The 19,933-nt window shown below is 64.2% G+C and carries 19 protein-coding genes; 11 read left to right on the forward strand and 8 right to left on the reverse strand.

Annotated features, from left to right (window positions below; translation table 11 throughout):
- The first annotated feature begins 8 nt into the window (after positions 1 to 8).
- Together FJ988_RS23075 and FJ988_RS23080 are read left to right on the forward strand one after the other, a co-directional pair.
- The gene (locus FJ988_RS23075; protein ID WP_140820644.1) at positions 9 to 317 is read left to right on the forward strand and encodes a type II toxin-antitoxin system RelB/DinJ family antitoxin; all 309 of its coding nucleotides are present in this window, start codon (positions 9 to 11) and stop codon (positions 315 to 317) included.
- Positions 314 to 598, forward strand: a complete 285-nt coding sequence (locus FJ988_RS23080; RefSeq protein WP_140820645.1) for a type II toxin-antitoxin system RelE/ParE family toxin — start codon at positions 314 to 316, stop codon at positions 596 to 598. Before FJ988_RS23075 ends, FJ988_RS23080 begins: the two co-directional genes overlap by 4 nt.
- A gap of 47 nt (positions 599 to 645) precedes the next feature.
- Here the strand turns inward: FJ988_RS23080 and gmk are convergent, their stop codons facing one another.
- The 7 genes from gmk to fabD form a co-directional block, all read right to left on the reverse strand.
- On the reverse strand, positions 646 to 1,320 hold the full coding sequence (gene gmk, locus FJ988_RS23085; protein ID WP_140820646.1) for a guanylate kinase: 675 nt from the start codon (positions 1,318 to 1,320) through the stop codon (positions 646 to 648).
- A gap of 4 nt (positions 1,321 to 1,324) precedes the next feature.
- Positions 1,325 to 2,215 (reverse strand): YicC/YloC family endoribonuclease, encoded by an 891-nt coding sequence (locus FJ988_RS23090; RefSeq protein ID WP_140820647.1) that lies wholly within the window; start codon positions 2,213 to 2,215, stop codon positions 1,325 to 1,327.
- A 127-nt stretch (positions 2,216 to 2,342) separates the two neighbouring features.
- Positions 2,343 to 3,599 carry an endolytic transglycosylase MltG gene (gene mltG, locus FJ988_RS23095; RefSeq protein ID WP_140820648.1) on the reverse strand — a complete coding sequence of 419 codons (1,257 nt, stop codon included), beginning with the start codon at positions 3,597 to 3,599 and terminating at the stop codon, positions 2,343 to 2,345.
- A gap of 255 nt (positions 3,600 to 3,854) precedes the next feature.
- Positions 3,855 to 5,117, reverse strand: a complete 1,263-nt coding sequence (gene fabF, locus FJ988_RS23105; protein WP_140820649.1) for a beta-ketoacyl-ACP synthase II — start codon at positions 5,115 to 5,117, stop codon at positions 3,855 to 3,857.
- Between the two features lie 34 nt (positions 5,118 to 5,151).
- Complete coding sequence (locus FJ988_RS23110; protein ID WP_006203723.1) at positions 5,152 to 5,388, reverse strand: acyl carrier protein; 237 nt, start codon at positions 5,386 to 5,388, stop codon at positions 5,152 to 5,154.
- A gap of 200 nt (positions 5,389 to 5,588) precedes the next feature.
- A complete protein-coding gene (gene fabG, locus FJ988_RS23115) occupies positions 5,589 to 6,326 on the reverse strand; it encodes a 3-oxoacyl-[acyl-carrier-protein] reductase (RefSeq protein ID WP_140820650.1) in 738 nt (245 codons plus the stop codon).
- 230 nt (positions 6,327 to 6,556) lie between these two features.
- A complete protein-coding gene (fabD, locus tag FJ988_RS23125) occupies positions 6,557 to 7,498 on the reverse strand; it encodes an ACP S-malonyltransferase (RefSeq protein ID WP_140820652.1) in 942 nt (313 codons plus the stop codon).
- A gap of 278 nt (positions 7,499 to 7,776) precedes the next feature.
- Here fabD and FJ988_RS23130 point away from each other — a divergent pair, with 278 nt between their 5' ends.
- Entirely contained in the window at positions 7,777 to 9,705 is a 1,929-nt protein-coding gene (locus tag FJ988_RS23130) for an LTA synthase family protein (protein ID WP_140820653.1), read from the forward strand.
- 161 nt (positions 9,706 to 9,866) lie between these two features.
- On the opposite strand, the gene FJ988_RS23135 is transcribed toward FJ988_RS23130, so the two are convergent.
- Positions 9,867 to 11,513 carry a pilus assembly protein gene (locus FJ988_RS23135; RefSeq protein WP_140820654.1) on the reverse strand — a complete coding sequence of 549 codons (1,647 nt, stop codon included), beginning with the start codon at positions 11,511 to 11,513 and terminating at the stop codon, positions 9,867 to 9,869.
- Positions 11,514 to 11,973: 460 nt separating this feature from the next.
- Between FJ988_RS23135 and rpsF the strand changes: the two genes are divergently transcribed.
- The 8 genes from rpsF to radA all read left to right on the forward strand — a co-directional run bounded on the left by rpsF (position 11,974) and on the right by radA (position 19,929).
- Positions 11,974 to 12,462 carry a 30S ribosomal protein S6 gene (rpsF, locus tag FJ988_RS23140; RefSeq protein WP_140820655.1) on the forward strand — a complete coding sequence of 163 codons (489 nt, stop codon included), beginning with the start codon at positions 11,974 to 11,976 and terminating at the stop codon, positions 12,460 to 12,462.
- Entirely contained in the window at positions 12,462 to 12,710 is a 249-nt protein-coding gene (gene rpsR / locus FJ988_RS23145; RefSeq protein ID WP_006203718.1) for a 30S ribosomal protein S18, read from the forward strand. Before rpsF ends, rpsR begins: the two co-directional genes overlap by 1 nt.
- 267 nt (positions 12,711 to 12,977) lie before the next feature.
- Entirely contained in the window at positions 12,978 to 13,562 is a 585-nt protein-coding gene (rplI, locus tag FJ988_RS23150; protein WP_140820656.1) for a 50S ribosomal protein L9, read from the forward strand.
- Positions 13,563 to 13,825: 263 nt separating this feature from the next.
- The gene (locus FJ988_RS23155; protein ID WP_140820657.1) at positions 13,826 to 15,121 is read left to right on the forward strand and encodes a cyclopropane-fatty-acyl-phospholipid synthase family protein; all 1,296 of its coding nucleotides are present in this window, start codon (positions 13,826 to 13,828) and stop codon (positions 15,119 to 15,121) included.
- Positions 15,122 to 15,188: 67 nt separating this feature from the next.
- Positions 15,189 to 15,512, forward strand: coding sequence for a YnfA family protein (locus tag FJ988_RS23160; protein ID WP_140820658.1), 324 nt, complete (start codon positions 15,189 to 15,191; stop codon positions 15,510 to 15,512).
- Positions 15,513 to 15,515: 3 nt separating this feature from the next.
- A complete protein-coding gene (locus tag FJ988_RS23165; RefSeq protein WP_140820659.1) occupies positions 15,516 to 16,481 on the forward strand; it encodes a small ribosomal subunit Rsm22 family protein in 966 nt (321 codons plus the stop codon).
- A 550-nt stretch (positions 16,482 to 17,031) separates the two neighbouring features.
- Positions 17,032 to 18,522: a replicative DNA helicase gene (locus FJ988_RS23170; RefSeq protein WP_140820660.1), complete on the forward strand. Its 1,491-nt coding sequence runs from the start codon at positions 17,032 to 17,034 to the stop codon at positions 18,520 to 18,522.
- 3 nt (positions 18,523 to 18,525) lie between these two features.
- Positions 18,526 to 19,929, forward strand: a complete 1,404-nt coding sequence (gene radA, locus FJ988_RS23175; protein WP_140820661.1) for a DNA repair protein RadA — start codon at positions 18,526 to 18,528, stop codon at positions 19,927 to 19,929.
- Positions 19,930 to 19,933 lie beyond the last annotated feature (4 nt).

The raw sequence follows: 19,933 nt of genomic DNA on the forward strand, positions 1-19,933 counted from the left end.
AGACTGCCATGCCAACGAATGCACTTGTCCAGACGCGCATCGACGCCGACATCCGCGATCGAGCTTCCGCAGTGCTCGAAAGCATGGGGCTTACGGTCTCGGACGCGGTGCGGATATTACTCACGCGCACCGCCAACGAAGGTGCGATTCCCATCGATCTGATCACGAACAGCGAGGCCTACGACGTGTGGTTTCGTGCCAAGGTGCGCGAGGCCCTCGACGACACCCGGCCTGACATTCCTGACGACCAGGTCGAGGCGCATTTTGCCGAAAAACGCGCCGCAGCGCGTCGCAGGGTCAATGGGCCTAAATCTTGAAGATCGTATGGTCGGCGTTCGCGCTTTCGGATCGCGACGGCATTTTTACGCATATCGAGGCTAATAGCCCTGCGGCCGCGATCCCCGTCGATAAGCGGATTGTCGCAGCCGTCAGTCGCCTTCGAGACTTTCCCGAGTGCGGCCGGATCGGCAGACTCTCGGCGACACGAGAGCTTGTCATCGTCGGCACGCCATACGTCGCGGCCTATCAGCTGACCGAGGGCAGAATTCGAATCCTACGCGTGCTTCATGGGGCACAGCGTTGGCCGGACGATCTGTAAGACGGCTGATGCGGTTTATTCGGCTCGGCGACGCAACGGCGCCCGCCTCACTCCGTCTTCTCGTCCAGCAATCCCGAGACGAAATCGAACAGCCCCGGCCGCCTGTCGCGCCGCAGCCGTTCCGCCGTGACGATGGCGCGGACTTCGGCGAAGGCTCGGTCGAGATCGTCGTTGACGATGACGAAGTCGTATTCCTTCCAATGCTCGATCTCGAGGCGGGCGTTCTTCAGCCGGGTCTCGATCACCGATTCCTGGTCCTCGGCGCGACGCTTCAGGCGCGCCTTCAACTCCTTCATCGACGGCGGCAGGATGAAGATCGAGACGATGTCGGCACGCATCTTCTCCTTGAGCTGCTGGGCGCCCTGCCAATCGATGTCGAATAGCATGTCGCGGCCCTCGGCCAGCGCCAGCTCGGCCGGCTCGCGCGGCGTCGCGTAGCAATTGCCGTGCACCTCGGCCCATTCGAGCAGCGCGTCGGAATCGCGCAGCCGCTCGAACTCACGCATGGTGCTGAAATGATAGTGGACGCCCTCGATCTCGGAGCCGCGGCGCGGCCTGGTGGTAACAGAAACCGACAGCTCCAGGCTTCCATCGCTTTCCAGAAGATTGCGCGCGATGGTCGACTTGCCGGCACCGGACGGCGACGACAGCACAAGCATCAATCCGCGGCGGCGGATGCGGGACCCCAGATCCCTGGCAGCCGTCGGCTCCTTGGCAACCATTCCCTCACTCCAGATTCTGGACCTGTTCGCGAAACTGGTCGACCACCGCCTTGAGCTCCAGCCCGATCGCGGTGACCGCGGCGGCGTTCGACTTTGAGCATAGGGTATTCGATTCGCGGTTGAATTCCTGCGCCAGAAAATCGAGCTTGCGGCCGACCGCACCGCCGCTTCTCAACAAAGCATGGCCGGAGGCGACATGGGTCTTCAGCCGGTCGATCTCCTCGCGGATGTCGGCCTTGGTGGCGAGGAAGGCCGCTTCCTGATGCAGGCGCGCGGCATCGAGATTGGCGGAGGCATCCATCAACAGACGCACCTGCTCTGCGATGCGCTCACGAATCGCCGACGGTTCGCGCGAGGGGTCGGCCTCGGCCTTCAGCGTCAGCGCCTCGATGGCGTCGATATGGCCGGCAAGCAGCTTACCGAGTGCGGCGCCTTCGTTGCGGCGCGCCTGTTCGAGCCCATTGAGTGCTGCTTCGAGCGCCGCGAGGATCGCGGCGTCGAGTGCTGCCCGCTCCTCCTCGGTCTCGACCGCCTCGGGAATGTCGAGCACGCCGCGCAGCGACAACAGCCCGTCGGCGGTAGCGGGCTCGGTGCCGAACTGCTCCTGTAGGCGCTTCGCCAGGCCCGCCAGATCCTTCAAGAAAGCCTCGTTGACCACCGGCTGAACCTGTTTCGCCGCAGCTCGGCCGACCGTCAATGTCGCCTGAAAATTGCCGCGGGCGAACCGCTTCTGAACGGTCTGCCGGACGGTGGTCTCCAGCCGGTCGAAACCTTGCGGCAGCCTGAGCCTCACCTCGACGCTCTTGCCGTTGACCGACTTCACCTCCCAGGCGATCGAGGTCCCGTCGCTTTCGGCGACGGACCGCGCGAAGCCGGTCATGCTTTGCAGGCTCATTATGCATCCCCTGTCGCAGGCCCAGGCTTGTTCGCCTGACGCCCCACGCGCCCAAATTGCCGGACTTTGGCCGGCGTCCCCTCAAAACATGAATATCGGCTCGCGTCAAAGGACGTGAGTGGCAAGCTTACTGAGCGTCGCCGCCGGCGTCGCCGTTCTCGCCGGTATCGCCATTGTTGCCCGCGTCATTGCCATTGGCATTGTCATCGGGAGCAGCCGGCGCCGTCGTCTGGCCGGAGGCCTTGGCCGCGGCGTCGGCCTGCTTCTTCTGCAGCGCCCGGTAGCGGGCGACGTTCTGGTTGTGCTCTTCCAGCGTCGCGGCAAAGACATGGCCGCCATTGCCGTCGGCGACGAAATAGAGATCGTCGGTCTGCGAGGGGTTGGCGACCGCTTCCAGTGCCGCGCGGCCAGGGCAAGCGATCGGCGTCGGCGGCAGGCCCTTGATCAGATAGGTGTTGTAGGGCGTCTGCTTGTCGAGATCGGACTGGTAGATCGGCCGGTCGGCCGGTTTGCCCTTGCCGCCGAACAAGCCGTAGATGATCGTCGGATCGGACTGCAGCCGCATGCCCTTGGCGAGGCGGTTGAGGAAGACGGCGGCGACGCGCGAGCGCTCGTCGCTGCGGCCCGTCTCCTTCTCGACGATCGAGGCGAGCGTCACGAAATCATCGATGTTGGCGATCGGCAGGTCCGGCGCGCGATGCGACCAGACGTCCTCGACCAGCTTCTTCTGGTCGGCGATGAGCTTGTCGACCATCTGCTGCCTTGTGGCGCCACGGGTGAAGCGCAGCGTGTCGGTGGCGATGCTGCCCTCCGGCGGCGAGGTCGACGGCATCTCGCCGGTCAGCGCTTCCTGGTCGGCGACGCGCTGCAGCGCCTGCTCGACCGTCAGCCCTTCGGGAATGGTCAGCGAGTACATCACCGACTTGCCGCTTTTGAACAGCTCCATGATGTCGCGCATCGAGGCGCGCGGCTTGATGGCATATTCGCCGGCCTTCAGTGCCGATTCATTGCCGGTGGCGCGTACGCCCAGCCTGAAGATGCGGGCGTCGCTGATCAGGTTGCGGCGCTCCAACTGGTCGGCGATATCCTGCACGCCGGTGTTCGGCTTGATCAGGAAGGTGTCGCCATTGGCCGACGGACCGGCCTCGACGAAGGCCTGCATGCCGAAATAGAGCGCGGCGCCCGAGGCGAGCACTACGAGGATCACCACCGAGAGGAAGAAATTCAGGAAGACGACGATCTGGCTGCGCGAGGCGCGCGAGCGCTTCGAAGGCGGCGGCGTGCCGGCCTCCGGGCGCAGCGCCTCGGCCGCCGTCTTGGGCACGATCGGGCCCTTGGTGCCTTGCCGTCCGAAATCCCCGCCGCCGCCCGGATTTGTGTTCATGGCCCTACCGTCTGATCTTGCTACGAATCCCCTGGCGCAAGGCTAGGGCCGAATTTGGCAAAAATGACGGCAGTTGGCGGACTGCCGGTTAGCCGTCTGTTTCCGGGCAATTCCGCTGGAAAACCGAGCGTTTTCCCGAAATTGCTGGCTAAAGCGCGTCGCGCAGAAACGGATTCAGGCGACGCGCTTTAGGTCCTTGTTTTTGTGCATGTCGTTTTCCCAAAACCGACGTCACTTTTGGGCGACATGCATTACTCAGGCACTGTAGCGCTGGAACACCAGCGACGCGTTGGTGCCGCCAAAGCCGAAGGAGTTCGACAGCGCGACATCGATCTGCCGCTCACGCGGCTTGTTGGGCACGAGGTCGATCGCCGTCTCGCGTTCCGGATTTTCGAGGTTGATGGTCGCCGGCGCGACATTGTCGCGGATGGCGAGGATCGAGAAGATCGCCTCGGCGGCGCCGGCAGCACCCAGAAGATGGCCGATCGACGACTTGGTCGACGACATCGAGATCTTCGAGGCGGCGTTGCCGACCAGCCGCTCGACCGCGCCGAGCTCGATCGTGTCGGCCATGGTCGAGGTACCGTGGGCGTTGATGTAGTCGATGTCGGCCGGCGACAGCTTCGCCCGGTTCAGTGCCGCCGTCATGCAGCGGAAGGCGCCGTCGCCATCCTCGGCCGGCGCCGTGATGTGATAGGCGTCGCCCGTCAGGCCGTAGCCGGTGACCTCGGCATAGATTTTCGCGCCGCGCGCCTTGGCGTGCTCGAGTTCTTCCAGAACGACGACACCGGCACCCTCGCCCATGACGAAGCCGTCGCGGTCGCGGTCATAGGGACGCGACGCGATTTCGGGCGTGTCGTTGCGCTCGGTGGAGAGCGCGCGGCAGGCCGCGAAGCCGGCGATCGACAGCCGGGTGATCGGCGCCTCGGCGCCACCCGCCACCATGACGTCGGCATCGCCCCACATGATCAGCCTCGCCGCGTCGCCGATGGCATGCGCACCGGTCGAGCAGGCGGTGACCACCGCGTGGTTCGGGCCTTTCAGCCCATGGCGGATGGAGACCTGGCCTGAAACCAGGTTGATGATCTGCCCGGGGATGAAGAAGGGGCTGATGCGGCGGGGACCGCGCTCCTTCAGCGTCAGCGCGTTTTCGGCAATGCCGTCGATGCCGCCGATGCCGGAGCCGATCAGCACGCCGGTGGCGCACTGTTCCTCATGCGTCTCGGGCTTCCAGCCGGAATCGGCCAGCGCCTCGTCGGCGGCCGCGATGCCGTAAAGGATGAAGTCGCCGATCTTGCGCAACTCCTTCGGCTCGAGCACGGCTTCGGGATTGAAGGTGCCGTTGGAGCCGTCGCCGCGCGGAATGATGTGGGCGATCTTGCAGGCAAGATCGTCCACCTCAAATTCGGTGACGCGGCGGCAGGCGCTGCGGCCGGAGAGCAATTCCCGCCAGCTGTGCTCGACGCCCATGCCGAACGGCGAAAGCAGGCCAAGGCCCGTGACGACGACACGCCTCATCGCAGGTCCTCCCCGGTAATGCCTGCGAAAAATCTCAGGCCGAGGCCTTGTCGATGTACTTTACGGCATCGCCGACAGTGAGGATGGTCTCGGCGGCATCATCCGGAATCTCGACGCCGAACTCTTCTTCGAACGCCATGACGAGTTCGACCGTGTCGAGGCTGTCCGCGCCCAGATCGTCGATGAAGCTCGCCTGCTCCGTCACCTTGTCGGCATCGACGCCGAGATGCTCGATGACGATCTTCTTGACGCGCTCTGCGGTGTCACTCATTTGGGGCAATCCTCGTCTTATGTTGTCTGTCTTCGTTAGCGGGCGGAATGCCGCTAATCAAGCTGAAAGATGGTCTTGCGGGCAACGCAACGCCACAGGACCGGTTTTTGCCCGAACCGCCGGGTTGCGGGCCGCATTACACGAAAAAGGCCGGGCGTCCAAGCCGAAATGGCTGTTTTCACAGGCGCTCGGGCCCCTCCTCAGATCATCGCCATCCCGCCGTTCACGTGAATGGTCTGACCGGTGACGTAGCCTGCTTCGTTGGAGGCGAGATAGGCCACCGCCGACGCCACTTCAACGCTCGTGCCCATGCGCCGGGTCGGGATGGCGGCCATGATCGTCTCTTTCTGCTTGTCGTTGAGCTTGTCGGTCATGGCCGATTCGATGAAGCCCGGGGCGACGCAGTTGACGGTGATGTTGCGGGTGGCGATCTCCTGCGCCAGCGACTTGGAAAAGCCGATCATGCCGGCCTTTGAGGCGCAGTAATTGGTCTGGCCGGGATTGCCGGTGACGCCGACCACCGAGGTGATGTTGATGATGCGGCCATGGCGGCGGCGCATCATCGGATGCGTCAGTTCGCGGGTCAGCCGGAACACGGCGGTGAGGTTGACCTCGATGACGCTGTCCCAGTCGGTGTCCGGCATGCGCACGAACAGCCCGTCCTTGGTGATGCCGGCATTGTTGACCAGGATGTCGACGCCCTCGAGATCGGCCTCGGCCTTCTGTCCCAGCGCCTTGACCGCGTCGCGGTTCGTCAGATCGGCGGGAAACAGCTTCACGCGGTCGCCAAGCTCATTGGCCAGCGCTTCCAGCTTCTCGACGCGTGTGCCGTGCAGGCCGACGATCGCGCCCTGGCTGTGCAGCACCCGGGCGATCGCTTCGCCGATGCCCCCCGATGCGCCGGTGACGAGCGCCTTGCGGCCGGTCAGTTCGAACATTTTTTCAACCTCATTTTTCCGAATTCGCCACGGGCGTTCCCGGTTCCGTATACGTCAAATCATCCAAGCCATGCCAGAAATCTTCGGCGCTTAGGACGTACTCCTCACCGCGCCGAATGCGCTCCAGAACCTCAGTTGCAACGCGATAGTCCTCGGCCAGGTGTTCAGCTTTGCCTCGACCAATCTTCGAAGGGGACATTCGACACCTACCGGTAACGTTCGAGCGTTCCTCAGCCCAACGCCGCCAGCGCCGCCTCGACTTCCGCCGCCGTGCCGATAGCGCCGGTGGCGATGTCGCGATTGATGCGGCGCGCCAAGCCCGACAGCACCTTGCCGGCGCCGACTTCGTAGAGGCTCGACACGCCATTGGCACCGAACCATTCCACCGTCTCGCGCCAGCGCACGCGGCCCGTAACCTGCTCGACCAGGCGCCGCGCGATCTCGTCCGGGTCGCTGGTCGGCGTCACGGTGACGTTGGAGACGACCGGAACCACGGGCGCGTGCTTCGCCACGCTGGCCAGCGCCTCGCGCATGATAGCAGCGGCCGGCGCCATCAGCGCCGAATGGAAGGGTGCCGAGACCTGCAGCATCAGCGCGCGCTTGGCGCCCTTCTCGGTGCAAAGCTTCGCCGCCAGCTCCACCGCCGCCTTGGCGCCGGAAATCACCAGCTGGCCGCCGCCATTGTCGTTGGCGACCTGGCAGACGGAACCCTTCGCGGCCTCGGCGCAGGCCGCTTCGACATCGGCCTGCTCGAGACCAATGATGGCGGCCATGGCGCCCTCGCCCGCCGGCACCGCCGCTTGCATGGCGTTGCCGCGCGTGCGCAGCAGCTTGGCCGCATCACCGACCGAAACGAAGCCCGCGGCGGCAAGCGCGGAATACTCGCCCAGCGAATGGCCGGCGACATAGGCCACCTTGCCCTTCAGCGAAAAGCCGGGCGCTTCCAGCGCCCGCATTGCCGCCAGCGATACCGCCATCAGCGCCGGCTGGGCGTTCGCGGTCAGCGTCAACGTCTCTTCAGGCCCTTCCCAGATCAGCTTGGACAGGTTTTCGCCCAATGCCGCATCGACTTCCTCGAAGACGCGGCGTGCTTCGGGGAAGGCGTCGGCCAGGTCCTTGCCCATACCGACGGCCTGGCTGCCCTGGCCCGGGAAGGTGAATGCGACGGCCATTTTTCAACTCTCCAGAGGCTGGTTTTCTCCTGCCTCTGGCGCAAGGCGGACGGCCAAGTCAAGCCCGCGGGCTGCCATTCGGGCGCTCTTTCAACCCAGAAAGCCGGCTGACTGCCTGTTCCAAAAGGCTTTTTTTCGATCACACCTGATGAAAACCGCTCACGAATCGTTCGCTGGCTCTTCTTATTTCCGCCACAGGCGCTAGCTTTGGGTGACAGTTCGATGACAGAAGCGTGACGTGCGTGGAAGGCGTGTCGCGTGGGCACGGGGGAAGTTGAGTGGCAAGGATCAGGAAAGGCGCGGCCAAACCCGTGCCGCGGTTTTTGGAAGACGATCCGTCCACCGGCTATCTGCCGGGGCGTCTCTGGCCGACCGTGCGTTATGGCTTGGCGACACTTCTTGTTTCGGCGCTGCTTGTCTTTGCCATCGAATGGATCGTGCGCGGCGACTTCCTCGGCACGGTCGATTTCTTCCTGCAACCCTTCAAGCCGGGCTGGACCACGATCATCGTCTTCGCGCTGATCATGGTCGGTCTCGACGCCATTCTAGGCCGCAGCCATCAAAGCCTGATGATCGTAGCGCCGCTGACGCTGGCGCTGGCCTTTGTCGGCCACCAGAAATCGCATTATCTCGGCGACCCGCTCTACCCGACGGACTTCCTCTTCGCCCGCCAGATCATGGCGTTGATGCCGCTTCTGGTGCGCGAGCGCCCGTGGACTGCGATCATGCTGGCCGCGGGCATCATCGGCGGACTCACTTTGCTCGTCTATGGCTGGCGGCTGTGGCGCCGGCGCGTGCCGATCCTCAGCCGCAAGGGTCGGCTGGCACGGCTGGCGCTGACGGTGCCGCTGCTCGCCTTCTTCGTCTCGATCATGGACTACGCCACCTTCTCGTGGACGCGCGACCGGCTGCAGATCATCCCGATCATGTGGGACCAGAAGGAAAACTACGCCTCCAACGGCTTTGCGCTCGCCTTCGCCATGAACGTGCCGATGGCGCATGTCTCGGCGCCGCCCGGCTATTCCGACAAGACCATGGCCGCGATCCAGCGGCCGGATGTCGTCGCCTCGGTGCCCGAGGAAAAGCCCGACATCATCGTGGTGATGAGCGAATCCTTCTGGGACCCGACGCAGTTGCCTGGCGTCACCATCAAGCCCGACCCGATCCCGACGGTGCGGGCGCTGCGCTCCGGCTCGATGTTCTCGCCCGAATTCGGCGGCATGACCGCCAATATCGAGTTCGAGGCGCTGACCGGCTTTTCGAATGCCTTCCTGCCGGCGGGTTCGATCCCCTACCAGCAATATGTGCGCACCCCTACCCCGTCACTGGCGACCTTCCTGAAGAGCGAAGGCTATAATGCGCGCGCCATCCATCCCGGTACCAACTGGTTCTGGAACCGCGGCGCGGTCTATGCCGATTTCGGCTTCAAGGACTTCAAGTCGGAAGAGACGCTGCCGCCGATGGAAAAGCGCGGCCCGCTGGCCTCCGACGCGGCGATGACCGACGAAATCATCCGCGAGGCCGATGCCAGCGATGACCCGGTGTTCTTCTTTGCGGTCAGCCTGCAGAACCACGGGCCTTACGAGCCTTACCGCTACTCTAACCCGACGCACACGGTGGATGCGCCGATCAGCTCCTGGGCGCGGGAATCGCTACTTTCCTACGCCGAAGGCTCGGCCGACGCCGATCATGGCCTCCAGCGCCTGATCGACTGGGCGAAGGCGCGCAAGCGCCCGACCATCCTCGCCTTCTTCGGCGACCATCTGCCGCCGCTGGGGCCCGTCTATGTCGAGACGGGCTATCTCAAGGACAATGTCGCGCCGCGCAAGGAGCCCAGCGCGGGCGCTGCGCTCGAGCATCACGACACGCCGCTGGTCATCTGGTCGAACCGCACCGGGCCCGTCCAGAACCTGGGGTCGGTAAGCCCGGCCTTCCTGCCCTACCACATCCTCACCGAGGCGGGCATCACCCACCCTTATTACACCGGCTTCCTCGGCGCTCTGCGGCAACACTACCGCGTCGTCGACCGCAACCTGCTTTTGTCACCGTCTGGCGAAGCGACGCCGGACTGGGCGAGGCAGAAGCAGATCGACCCGAAGATCAACGACTTCCGGCTTATCCAGTACGACATGATGTTCGGCAAGCGCAATTCGGCGCCGGATTTCTTCCCGGAGACTGTCGACAAGGTCGTCGCGCATACGAGCTGAGGCAGCGCCCTCAGGCCGTCGGCGCCATTTTGTCGTCGCGCGTGCCGAAATGCGGACGCCGTTCGAAGGATACGCGAAGACCCGATCGCGCGGGAACTGACATGTCCGCTGGGTTTAGCGCCGGCCCGCCCGCGATACCCGCTCCAAGAACAGGCGCAGCGTCAGTTCGTAAGCTGCAACCTGGAGAACTTGTTGGCGATCGACTGGAAGACGTTGGGCAATTTGGCCGGGTCCTCGACGGCGTAGTAGTCGCTCGGGTCTGAGGCGCAGGCGCTGTAGAGCGAGCGATTGGCGGCGGTGTCGGCCTGCAGCACCATGGTGTAGATCTGCACGCCCTGGCTCTTCAGCTGCGAACAGACATCCTTGGTCCAGCCGTCGACGTTGCGCGCCGCCGCAGTCTGGTTGTCCGAGCCGAAGCGGCCCCCGGCGAGATAGCCATAGGAGGTGTAGTCCGACTTCTGCGGCGTGTTGGAGGCGCCGTAGACGACGTTCTCGCCGTCGGTCAGAAGCATCACCACCTTGGTGACCCCCGCCGTCTTGTACGGAGCGGCGTCGGTGTAGGGCGGCTGCGGCGACAGCACCCGCTGGCCCCAGGCGAGACCTTCCGAGACATTGGTGCCGGAGCCGTTCCATTCGCTCATCTGGGCGGCCGCGGTACGCAGACTGTTGAAATCGTCGGTCAGCGGCACGATAGGCGTCGGGCAGGATCGGTTCGGCCCGATGGTTATCGTTCCGCCCGTTTCCGTGATCAGCTTATTGGTCGAGGCGACATATTTTCCGATTTTCTTCAGATCTGCGCCGAGAAGCGCGTCGACCAGGCCGGTCACAAGGCCGCTGAGATCGATGCCCAATATGTTGTCGCTCAGCTTGCTGGTGTCGATCGTGTCGTCGAGGTAGGAATTGTTGTAGCCGGTCGACGAATTGCCATAGGAGGAAGATGGCTTCTTGGCGACATCGGGATCGTCCGGCGCGAAATAGGGCACGAACAGCGTGTCCGGGTTGGAAGGATCGGGCGGCGTATCGGAGATGTTCAACGTTCCGGGCCGCGCCTCGACGCAGCCTTTCCAGCCGGTGCCCTTCCAGCCGGTGTGCTTCAGTGCCGGAATGTCTTTCTGAAGCTGTTTGAACAGCGACATGTGATCGGGGCGCTTGCCCTTGACCACCGGAAAATTGATGCCGTTGGTGGACGATTGGCCGTTCATGTCGATCCAGGACGGGTCGAATTCCGGGCCGTTGACGTTCACGGCAGTGACGAACGGCACCAGCGAGGCCCGTACCTGGCGCGTCGGCGACTTAGCCGCTTCGAGATAGTCGAGCAGCGACTTGGTCGCCGTCCTGAGCGCGGTGATGCGGGCGCCGGCCATCGAGCCGGTGTTGTCGAGCACCAGCACCACCTCGAGCTGGTTGTTCGATTCCACGGCCGAGGCGTCGACCTGGATATGTTTCTCGGAGCCAAAGAGGAAAGCGAAATTGAGATTGATGTCGGCCGAGGCTACGGCCTTGGTCTTGACGTAGTTGACACCCTTGTCGACGGTCAGCGTCGCCCTGGCGTTGACGAGTTCGCCATGGGTGGCGACATTGGCCTGGAAATAGCGGCCGAAGACCTCGCTGCGCGAGACATCGATATCGCCGAGATGCGAGGAGGCAAGATTCGCGGCGTCGAGCGCGTTCTGCAGATTGCTTTTTGCCCGCATCAGCGTCGAGACGTCGGAGGCGAAGGCCACGGCGCCCAGGATCGCTGGAACCCCAAGCGCCAGCATCAATGAGAAATTGCCGCGCCTTGAGCGCCAAAACTGTCTGAGAAGCATCCCCTACCCCCGGAATTGCCGTTATTCCTGCCGCGATGCGGCCTGTAGGGGTTTCATGCGCCCTTCATGATAAACGGGCGGTTACAACCCAGCGCAACCTTGTGGGGTTGGTTAAAACGGGCTTACCGGAAAATCGATAAAATCGACGAATGGCAGTCGTTGACGTTTTTCTTGAGCCCCGACACCTTGCGGCCGCGCTTGGGACACTACCCGCCCTTGCCTTCCTGACGAATTGCTATATAGACGCCCGCAATCTGCCGGTCCTTGCTGGGGGCTGAACGGAGGGCCGTGGCCTTTGAAAAGCCGCGACACGAAGCCAGAAGGGCTTCCAGCCTCCCGTGTCTCCGCTCTCGACCGTCTCGCGATGCTCCTTTCTTCCCCGCTTTGCCGGGTCAGACAAGTTGCAGAGGCTTAGCCGCGAGGGCCGGTCCAGAGAAACGAAGAAAGGCACTAAAACATAATGGCTCTTTACGAACATGTGTTTCTTGCCCGGCAGGACCTGTCGCAGCAGCAGGTTGACGCGCTTGTCGAACAGTACAAGGGCGTCATCTCCGCGAATGGCGGCTCGGTCGGCCGGATCGAGAACTGGGGACTGAAGTCCCTCACCTACCGGGTCAAGAAGAACCGGAAGGCTTACTACACGCTGATGGACATCAACTGCCCGCCGGCCGCGCTCAACGAGATGGAGCGCCAGATGGGCCTGTCGGAAGACGTGCTGCGCTTCCTCACCGTCAAGGTCGAGGCGCATGAGGAAGGCCCGTCGGCCATGATGCAGAAGCGCGAAGAGCGCTCCGAGCGCGGCGGCTTCGGCGACCGCGAGCGTGGCGACCGCGGTCCGCGTTCGTTCGGCGACCGCGATCGCGGCGACCGTGGCGATCGCCCGCCGCGCAGCTTCGATGGCGAGCGCGGTCCGCGCCGTCCGCGCGAAGCCGTTGAAGGAGCAGAATAATGGTCGACATCAACCAGATCCCGACCCGGCGTCCGTTCCACCGCCGCCGCAAGACCTGCCCGTTCTCCGGCGCCAACGCGCCCAAGATCGACTACAAGGACGTGCGTCTGCTGCAGCGCTACATTTCCGAGCGCGGCAAGATCGTGCCCTCGCGCATCACCGCTGTCAGCCAGAAGAAGCAACGCGAGCTCGCCAAGGCGATCAAGCGCGCCCGCTTCCTCGGCCTACTGCCCTACGTGGTTCGCTAAGGCCTTTGGTTTGACCATGATATTTTCCGAAAACCGGTATCCACTTTTCGGGATCATGGTCTAGCAAGCGGGCGGCTTGCCGCCCGCTCTTTTCACCGGCGCGACGGGCGTGTCGGATTGAGCATCAAATCCCGAGTTGGGGCCAAGGCCTCTAACTGCCGCGACAGGCAGGACAGCGACACCGGCGGCGACGCCCTTTTTGCTTCCTGACCTGTTCCAGAAAATCCGACGCCATCCGCGATGGCGCCAAAACGAAGGAACGAAACCATGGAAGTCATTCTCCTGGAGCGCATTTCCCGCCTCGGCCAGATGGGAGACACCGTCAAGGTCAAGGACGGGTTCGCCCGTAACTTCCTGCTCCCGCAGGGCAAGGCGCTGCGCGCCAACGACGCCAACAAGAAGAAGTTCGAGGGCCAGCGCGCCCAGCTCGAAGCCCGTAACCTGGAGCGCAAGTCGGAAGCGAGCCAAGTCGCCGAGAAGCTCGACGGCAAGAACTTCATCGTCGTGCGCTCGGCCGGCGAAACCGGCCAGCTCTACGGTTCGGTGTCGACCCGCGACATCGCCGACCTGCTCACCGCCGAGGGCTTCAGCGTCAACCGCAACCAGATCGAGCTCAACCACCCGATCAAGACCATCGGCCTGACCAATGTGGCGATCGCGCTGCACCCGGAAGTCGAGGTTACCGTGACGCTCAACATCGCCCGCTCGGCCGACGAAGCCGAGCGCCAGGCCAAGGGCGAGACGCTGACCACCGCCGAAGCCATCTATGGCGACGACATCAACGACAACGCGCGTCCGGAGAACTTCTTCGACCCGAACGCCGAGTTCGAAGGCGGCGAAGAGAACGCCTGATCTCGCAAACTTGATCGGGCCAAGCCGGGGCACTGCCCCGGCTTTTCAGGCCTCCAGATATTCTGGACTAACGCCCGGGTCATCGACCTGGGCTTTTTTGTGCCAATCGGAACTTTCCGACACCCTATATCTTGATGCAAGATTGCAGCGTGGCGCGTCGATTGGACGCGGGCGACGCGCTGTGGCAACTTCGATTTGGCATTCCAGTCCGGTTACCGGGCCAGTCCAATTACCCGGTGCCCCGACTGAGGGGACATTTGGTCATGAATATCCTGCTGAAACACGTTCTCGAGCGCTTGGTGCATGTCGGCAACCTCAAGGTGACCGGGCCGAAGGGCTCGACGCACAAGTTCGGCGACGGCAGCGGCGAGCCGGTGCACATCAGCATCAAGACCAGGCATGCCGAACGCGCCATCACCTTCGACCCGATGCTGGCGGTGCCTGAAGCCTATATGGACGGCGAGCTCGACGTGATCGAAGGCGGCGTTCTCGGGCTGATGCGCATCGCCTTCCAGAACATGGGCTCGAGCGGCATCGACGTGACCTGGTCGAAAGCGATCGAGGGCCTGCGCCACGCCTTCCGCCGGCTCCAGCAGATCAACACCGCCGCGCGCTCGCGCCGAAACGTCGAGCGCCACTACGACCTGTCGGGCGATCTCTACAAACTCTTCCTCGACGAGGACATGCAGTATTCCTGCGCCTATTTCGAACAGCCCGACATGACGCTGGACGAGGCGCAGTTGGCCAAAAAGCGCCACATCGCCGCCAAACTGAGGTTGAAGGCCGGCCAGACAGTGCTCGACATCGGCTCCGGCTGGGGCGGGCTCGGCCTCTATCTTGCCCAGGCTTTCGACGTCGACGTGCAGGGCGTGACCTTGTCGACCGAGCAGCATGGGGTGGCCACCGACCGCGCGCATGCGCAAGGGCTGCAGGACCGCGTGCATTTCGAGCTCAAGGATTACCGCGCGCTCAACGAACGCTTCGACCGCGTCGTCTCGGTCGGCATGTTCGAGCATGTCGGTCTCAATCACTACCGCACCTTCTTCGAGAAGACAGCGACGCTTCTGAAGCCCGACGGGGTGATGCTGCTTCACACCATCGGCCGCTCCGGCGTGCCATGGGCGACCAGCGCCTTCATCCGCAAATACATCTTCCCGGGCGGCTACATCCCGGCGCTTTCCGAGGTGATGCCGGCGATCGAGAAATCCGGCCTCGTCATCACCGACATCGAGGTGTTGCGGCTCCACTACGCCGATACGCTCAAGCATTGGGCCCTGCGCTTTGCAGCTAACCGCGACAAGGCCAAGGCGATCTATGACGAGCGCTTCTGCCGCATGTGGGAGTTCTATCTCGCCGCTTCGGAAGCCGCTTTCCGCTGGCAGGACCTGGTGATCTTCCAGTTCCAGCTCGCGAAGAGGAACGACACGCTGCCGGTGACGCGCGACTACATGGCCAAATGCGAGAAGGCGCTGGAGCTGCGCGATCGCGGCCACGAAGAGCCAGCCGCGCCAGTTGCCCAGCCGGCCAAGCCGACGCGCAGGCGCAAGAAGGTGGAATGACGGCGCATTGCCGCTTGCCATCAGGGCCTGACGCCACGAAAAAGGTCTCGTTCGCGAGGCCTTTCTCATGACCTACCTCATCTACATCGCAGCCGCGCTTGCCGAAATCGCCGGCTGCTTCTCGTTCTGGTCGTGGTGGCGGATGACGAAATCGCCACTCTGGTTGATCCCAGGCCTCGTCTCGCTGGCGCTGTTCGCTTTCCTGCTGTCGCTGGTCGACACGGACGCCGCCGGTCGTGCCTATGCCGCCTATGGCGGCATCTACATCGCTGCCTCGCTCGGCTGGCTTTGGTTGGTCGAAGGCGTGCGGCCCGACCGGTGGGATCTGGTGGGCGCGGCGCTCTGCATCGCCGGCGCCTCGGTCATCCTTCTGGCGCCTCGGGGAGCTTAAGCGATGGAACTCCCCGCCGCATTGCGGCAAGGCGTCGACAGTCTGCTCGAAAAGGTGCCGCTGGCGACACTCAAGCAGGCCGCGAAGACGCTTTCGGAACGCTACCGCGCCGAACTGCGCGACGGCCGCCTGCATATGGGCGAGGACATTGCTGTCAAGGCTTACCTCGCGACGAGGCTGCCCGCCACCTATGCCGCCGTGCGCGCCAGCCTCGATGCGCTGGCCGATGCGCGCCCGGATTTCCAGCCCAAGAGCCTGCTCGATGTCGGTGCCGGGCCTGGCACGATGCTTTGGGCCACGACAGACGCCTGGCCGGAGTTGGAACAGGCCGTCTTGGTCGAGGCAAGTGCAGCGGTGCGCAAGGTCGGGCAGTCGCTGGCAGCCAGCAAGATTGCCGCCCGCACCGACTGGATCGCCGGCGATGCGACAATCGATCTCGACGGCCTCAAGCCTGCCGATCTGGTCAGCATCGCCTATGTGCTCGACGAAGTCGCGCCGGCCTCGCTGCCGAAACTCGTCGGCCGGCTCTGGCAGCTGACGGCCGACACGATGCTCATCGTCGAGCCCGGCACGCCGGCCGGCTGGCAGCGCGTCCTTGCCGCGCGACAGCAACTTATCGGGGCGGGCGCGCATGTCCTGGCACCCTGCCCGCATGACGTGCCCTGCCCGCTCGCGCCCCCCGACTGGTGCCATTTCGCTCGCCGCGTCGCTCGCTCGCGGCTGCATCGGCTGGTCAAGGACGCCGACGTGCCGTGGGAGGACGAGAAGTTCGTCTATCTCGCCGCGTCGCGGCATGCGGCGCCAGCGCACCCGGCACGGGTGATCGCGCCGCCAAAGGGCGGCTCCGGCAGGGTGGTGCTGAAACTCTGCCGGCCGGACGGCAGCGCCGGCGAGCACCTGTTCAGCAAGCGCGACGGGGACGTGTTCAAGGCGGCGCGGCGGGCGGACTGGGGCGATACGATTGGCTGAGCAGCGTCGGCGGTGCGTTGGCAATTGGCCCGAGAACGTCCGAACGTCGTCATCCACGGGCGGAGCGGGAGCGAAGCGGACGCGCAGACCCGAGGATCCATTCCGTGACCTCGGGCAAGGGGTGAAGACGGTGCAGAAAAGAGCTCATTCTGAACCGCTGCAACGCTCATGCGTCACGGAATGGATCCTCGGGTCTGCGCGCGTCGCTTCGCTCCTTGCTCCGCCCGTGGATGACAACTTGATGGGTGTTTCGGCTAATCTTGAACGCCCAAATTTTTTCGCGTGAACAAACGCGGCAGCTTGCGAACAGCGAGCACTCCGCGGCAGTGAGTATATAAATTGTTCTTGCTTCGTTCCATATCCGCAACTAAGAATGGTGCCTTGCCGAGTCAACCGGAATCGGGCCACCGGAATACTGTCCTGTGGATGGCTCGGCGTTCCTGTGAACAACGTGAATCCAGCCCGCATCGACACGCACTGTTGCAGAAAGGTCAGCACTCGATCCGTCTCCTTCTGATATCGGGAAGGCGGGATCGAAATCGGGGACATCATGGCAGAGGCGGCGAGAAAATTCGGCGCGGCGGAGACGCCGCTTTATCGCGAGGCACCGAACAACATCGAGGCCGAGCAGGCGCTGCTTGGCGCCATCCTCGTCAACAACGACGCCTTCTACCGTGTCTCGGATTTTCTCAAGCCGGCGCATTTCCATGAGCCGCTGCACCGCCGGATCTTCGAAGTGGCGGCGGAGCTGATCCGCATGGGCAAGATCGCGACGCCGATCACGCTCAAGACCTTCCTGCCGGCCGACGAGAAAGTCGGCGACATGACGGTCGCGCAATATGTCGTGCGGCTCGCGGTCGAGGCCGTCACCGTCGTCAACGCCACCGACTACGGCCGCGCCATCTACGACCTCGCGACGCGCCGCGCGCTGATCACCGTCGGCGAGGACATGGTCAACATCGCCTATGACGCGCCGGTCGACATGTCGCCTTCCGACCAGATCGAGGATGCCGAGCGGCGCCTGTTCGAGCTCGCCGAAACCGGCCGCTACGACGGCGGCTTCGAAAGCTTCAACGACGCGGTGAAGACCGCCGTCGACATGGCCAACGCCGCCTATATGCGCGACGGCCATCTTTCCGGAATCGCCACCGGCCTGCGCGACCTCGATCGCCGCATGGGCGGGTTGCAGCCCTCCGACCTCATCGTGCTTGCCGGACGTCCCGGCATGGGCAAGACGTCTCTCGCCACCAACATCGCCTTCAACATCGCCGAGGCCTACGTGCCGGCGCAGCAGGCCGATGGCTCCTTCAAGGCGGCCAATGGCGGCGTGGTCGGTTTCTTCTCGCTGGAAATGTCGTCGGAGCAGCTCGCCACCCGCATCATCTCCGAGCAGACCGAGATCTCGTCGTCGAAAATCCGCCGCGGCGAGATCACCGAGATGGATTTCGAAAAGCTCGTCGCCTGCTCGCAGACGATGCAAAAAATTCCGCTGTTCATCGACCAGACCGGCGGTATCTCGATCGCACAGCTTTCGGCGCGCGCGCGCCGGCTGAAGCGCCAGCGCGGCCTCGACCTCATCGTCATCGACTATATCCAGCTGATGCAGGGCTCGAGCGCGAAGGCCTCGCAGAATCGCGTCCAGGAAATCACCGAGATCACCACCGGCCTGAAGGCGCTGGCCAAGGAGCTCGGCGTGCCGATCATCGCGCTGTCGCAGCTGTCGCGTCAGGTCGAAAGCCGCGACGACAAGCGCCCGCAGCTCTCGGACCTGCGCGAATCCGGCTCCATCGAGCAGGACGCCGACGTGGTGCTGTTCGTCTACCGCGAGGAGTATTACCTCAAGAACCGCGAGCCGAAGCTCGGCACCGAGGAATACGTCAAGTGGGAAAACGAAATGAACGAGGCGCGCGGCAAGGCCGAGTGCATCGTCGCCAAGCAGCGCCACGGACCGACCGGCACCGTCAGCCTCGCCTTCCACGGCGAGTTCACGCGGTTCTCCGATCTGGCGGAAGAGCATCATCTGCCGGAGAGGTTTGAGTAGCTTTTGGCTAAATCGCGCGTTCAGTTCATCTGCCAGAATTGCGGCTCGGTGCATCAGCGCTGGGCGGGCAAATGCGATGCTTGCGGCGAGTGGAACACGCTGGTCGAGGAAGGCACGTCCGGCGGCATCGGCTCGGGGCCGGCGAACACCCGCAACGCGCGAAAAGGCCGCGCGGTGGTGCTGACCAGCCTCTCCGGTGACATCGAGGACGCGCCGCGCATCGTTTCGGGCATCGGCGAGCTCGACCGCGCCACCGGCGGCGGCTTCGTGCGCGGCTCGGCGCTGCTGGTCGGCGGCGATCCCGGCATCGGCAAGTCGACGCTGCTGACGCAGGCCGCCGCGGCACTCGCCTCGAAGGGCCATCGCATCGTCTATGTCTCGGGCGAAGAAGCTGTCGCGCAGATCAGACTGAGGGCTCAGCGCCTGGGTGTCGCCAACACGCCGGTGGAACTCGCCGCCGAGACCAATGTCGAGGACATCCTCGCCACCATCGCCGACGGCAGGCGGCCGGACCTCGTCATCCTCGATTCCATCCAGACGCTGTGGACCGACCTTGCCGATTCGGCGCCGGGCACGGTCACCCAGGTGCGCGCGGCCGCCCAGGCGATGATCCGCTACGCGAAATCCACAGGCGCCGCGATCGTGCTTGTCGGCCATGTCACCAAGGAAGGCCAGATCGCCGGCCCTCGCGTCGTCGAGCACATGGTCGACGGCGTGCTCTACTTCGAGGGCGAGGGCAATCATCACTTCCGCATCCTGCGTACGGTGAAGAACCGTTTTGGGCCGACCGACGAGATCGGCGTCTTCGAGATGTCGGACAAGGGCCTGCGCGAAGTCGCCAATCCGTCCGAGCTTTTCCTCGGCGAACGGCACGCAAAGTCGCCGGGCGCCGCGGTTTTCGCCGGCATGGAAGGCACCAGGCCCGTGCTGGTCGAGATCCAGGCGCTGGTCGCGCCGTCCTCGCTCGGCACGCCGCGCCGCGCCGTCGTCGGCTGGGACGGCGCGCGGCTCTCGATGGTGCTGGCGGTGCTGGAGGCGCATTGCGGCGTGCGCTTCGGCCAGCACGACGTCTATCTCAACGTCGCCGGCGGCTACCGGATCTCGGAACCGGCCGCCGACCTCGCGGTCGCCGCGGCACTGGTTTCGTCGCTCACCGGTCTTGCCCTTCCCGCCGATTGCGTCTATTTCGGCGAAATCAGCCTATCGGGCGCGGTGAGGCCGGTTGCGCATGCGCAGCAGCGCCTCAAAGAGGCCGAAAAGCTGGGTTTCGGTAGCGCGGTTCTGCCGCTCGGCAGCGAGGAAGTTGCCGGCGGAATCGGGGCCGGCGCGTTCCAGCCCACCGAGCTTGCCGACCTTGTGGCGCGCATAGCCGGCTCACGGCGCAGCCGCGCCGACGAGGGGGAGTGATACG

This window comes from Mesorhizobium sp. CU3, assembly GCF_006442965.1.
Lineage (GTDB): Bacteria > Pseudomonadota > Alphaproteobacteria > Rhizobiales > Rhizobiaceae > Mesorhizobium.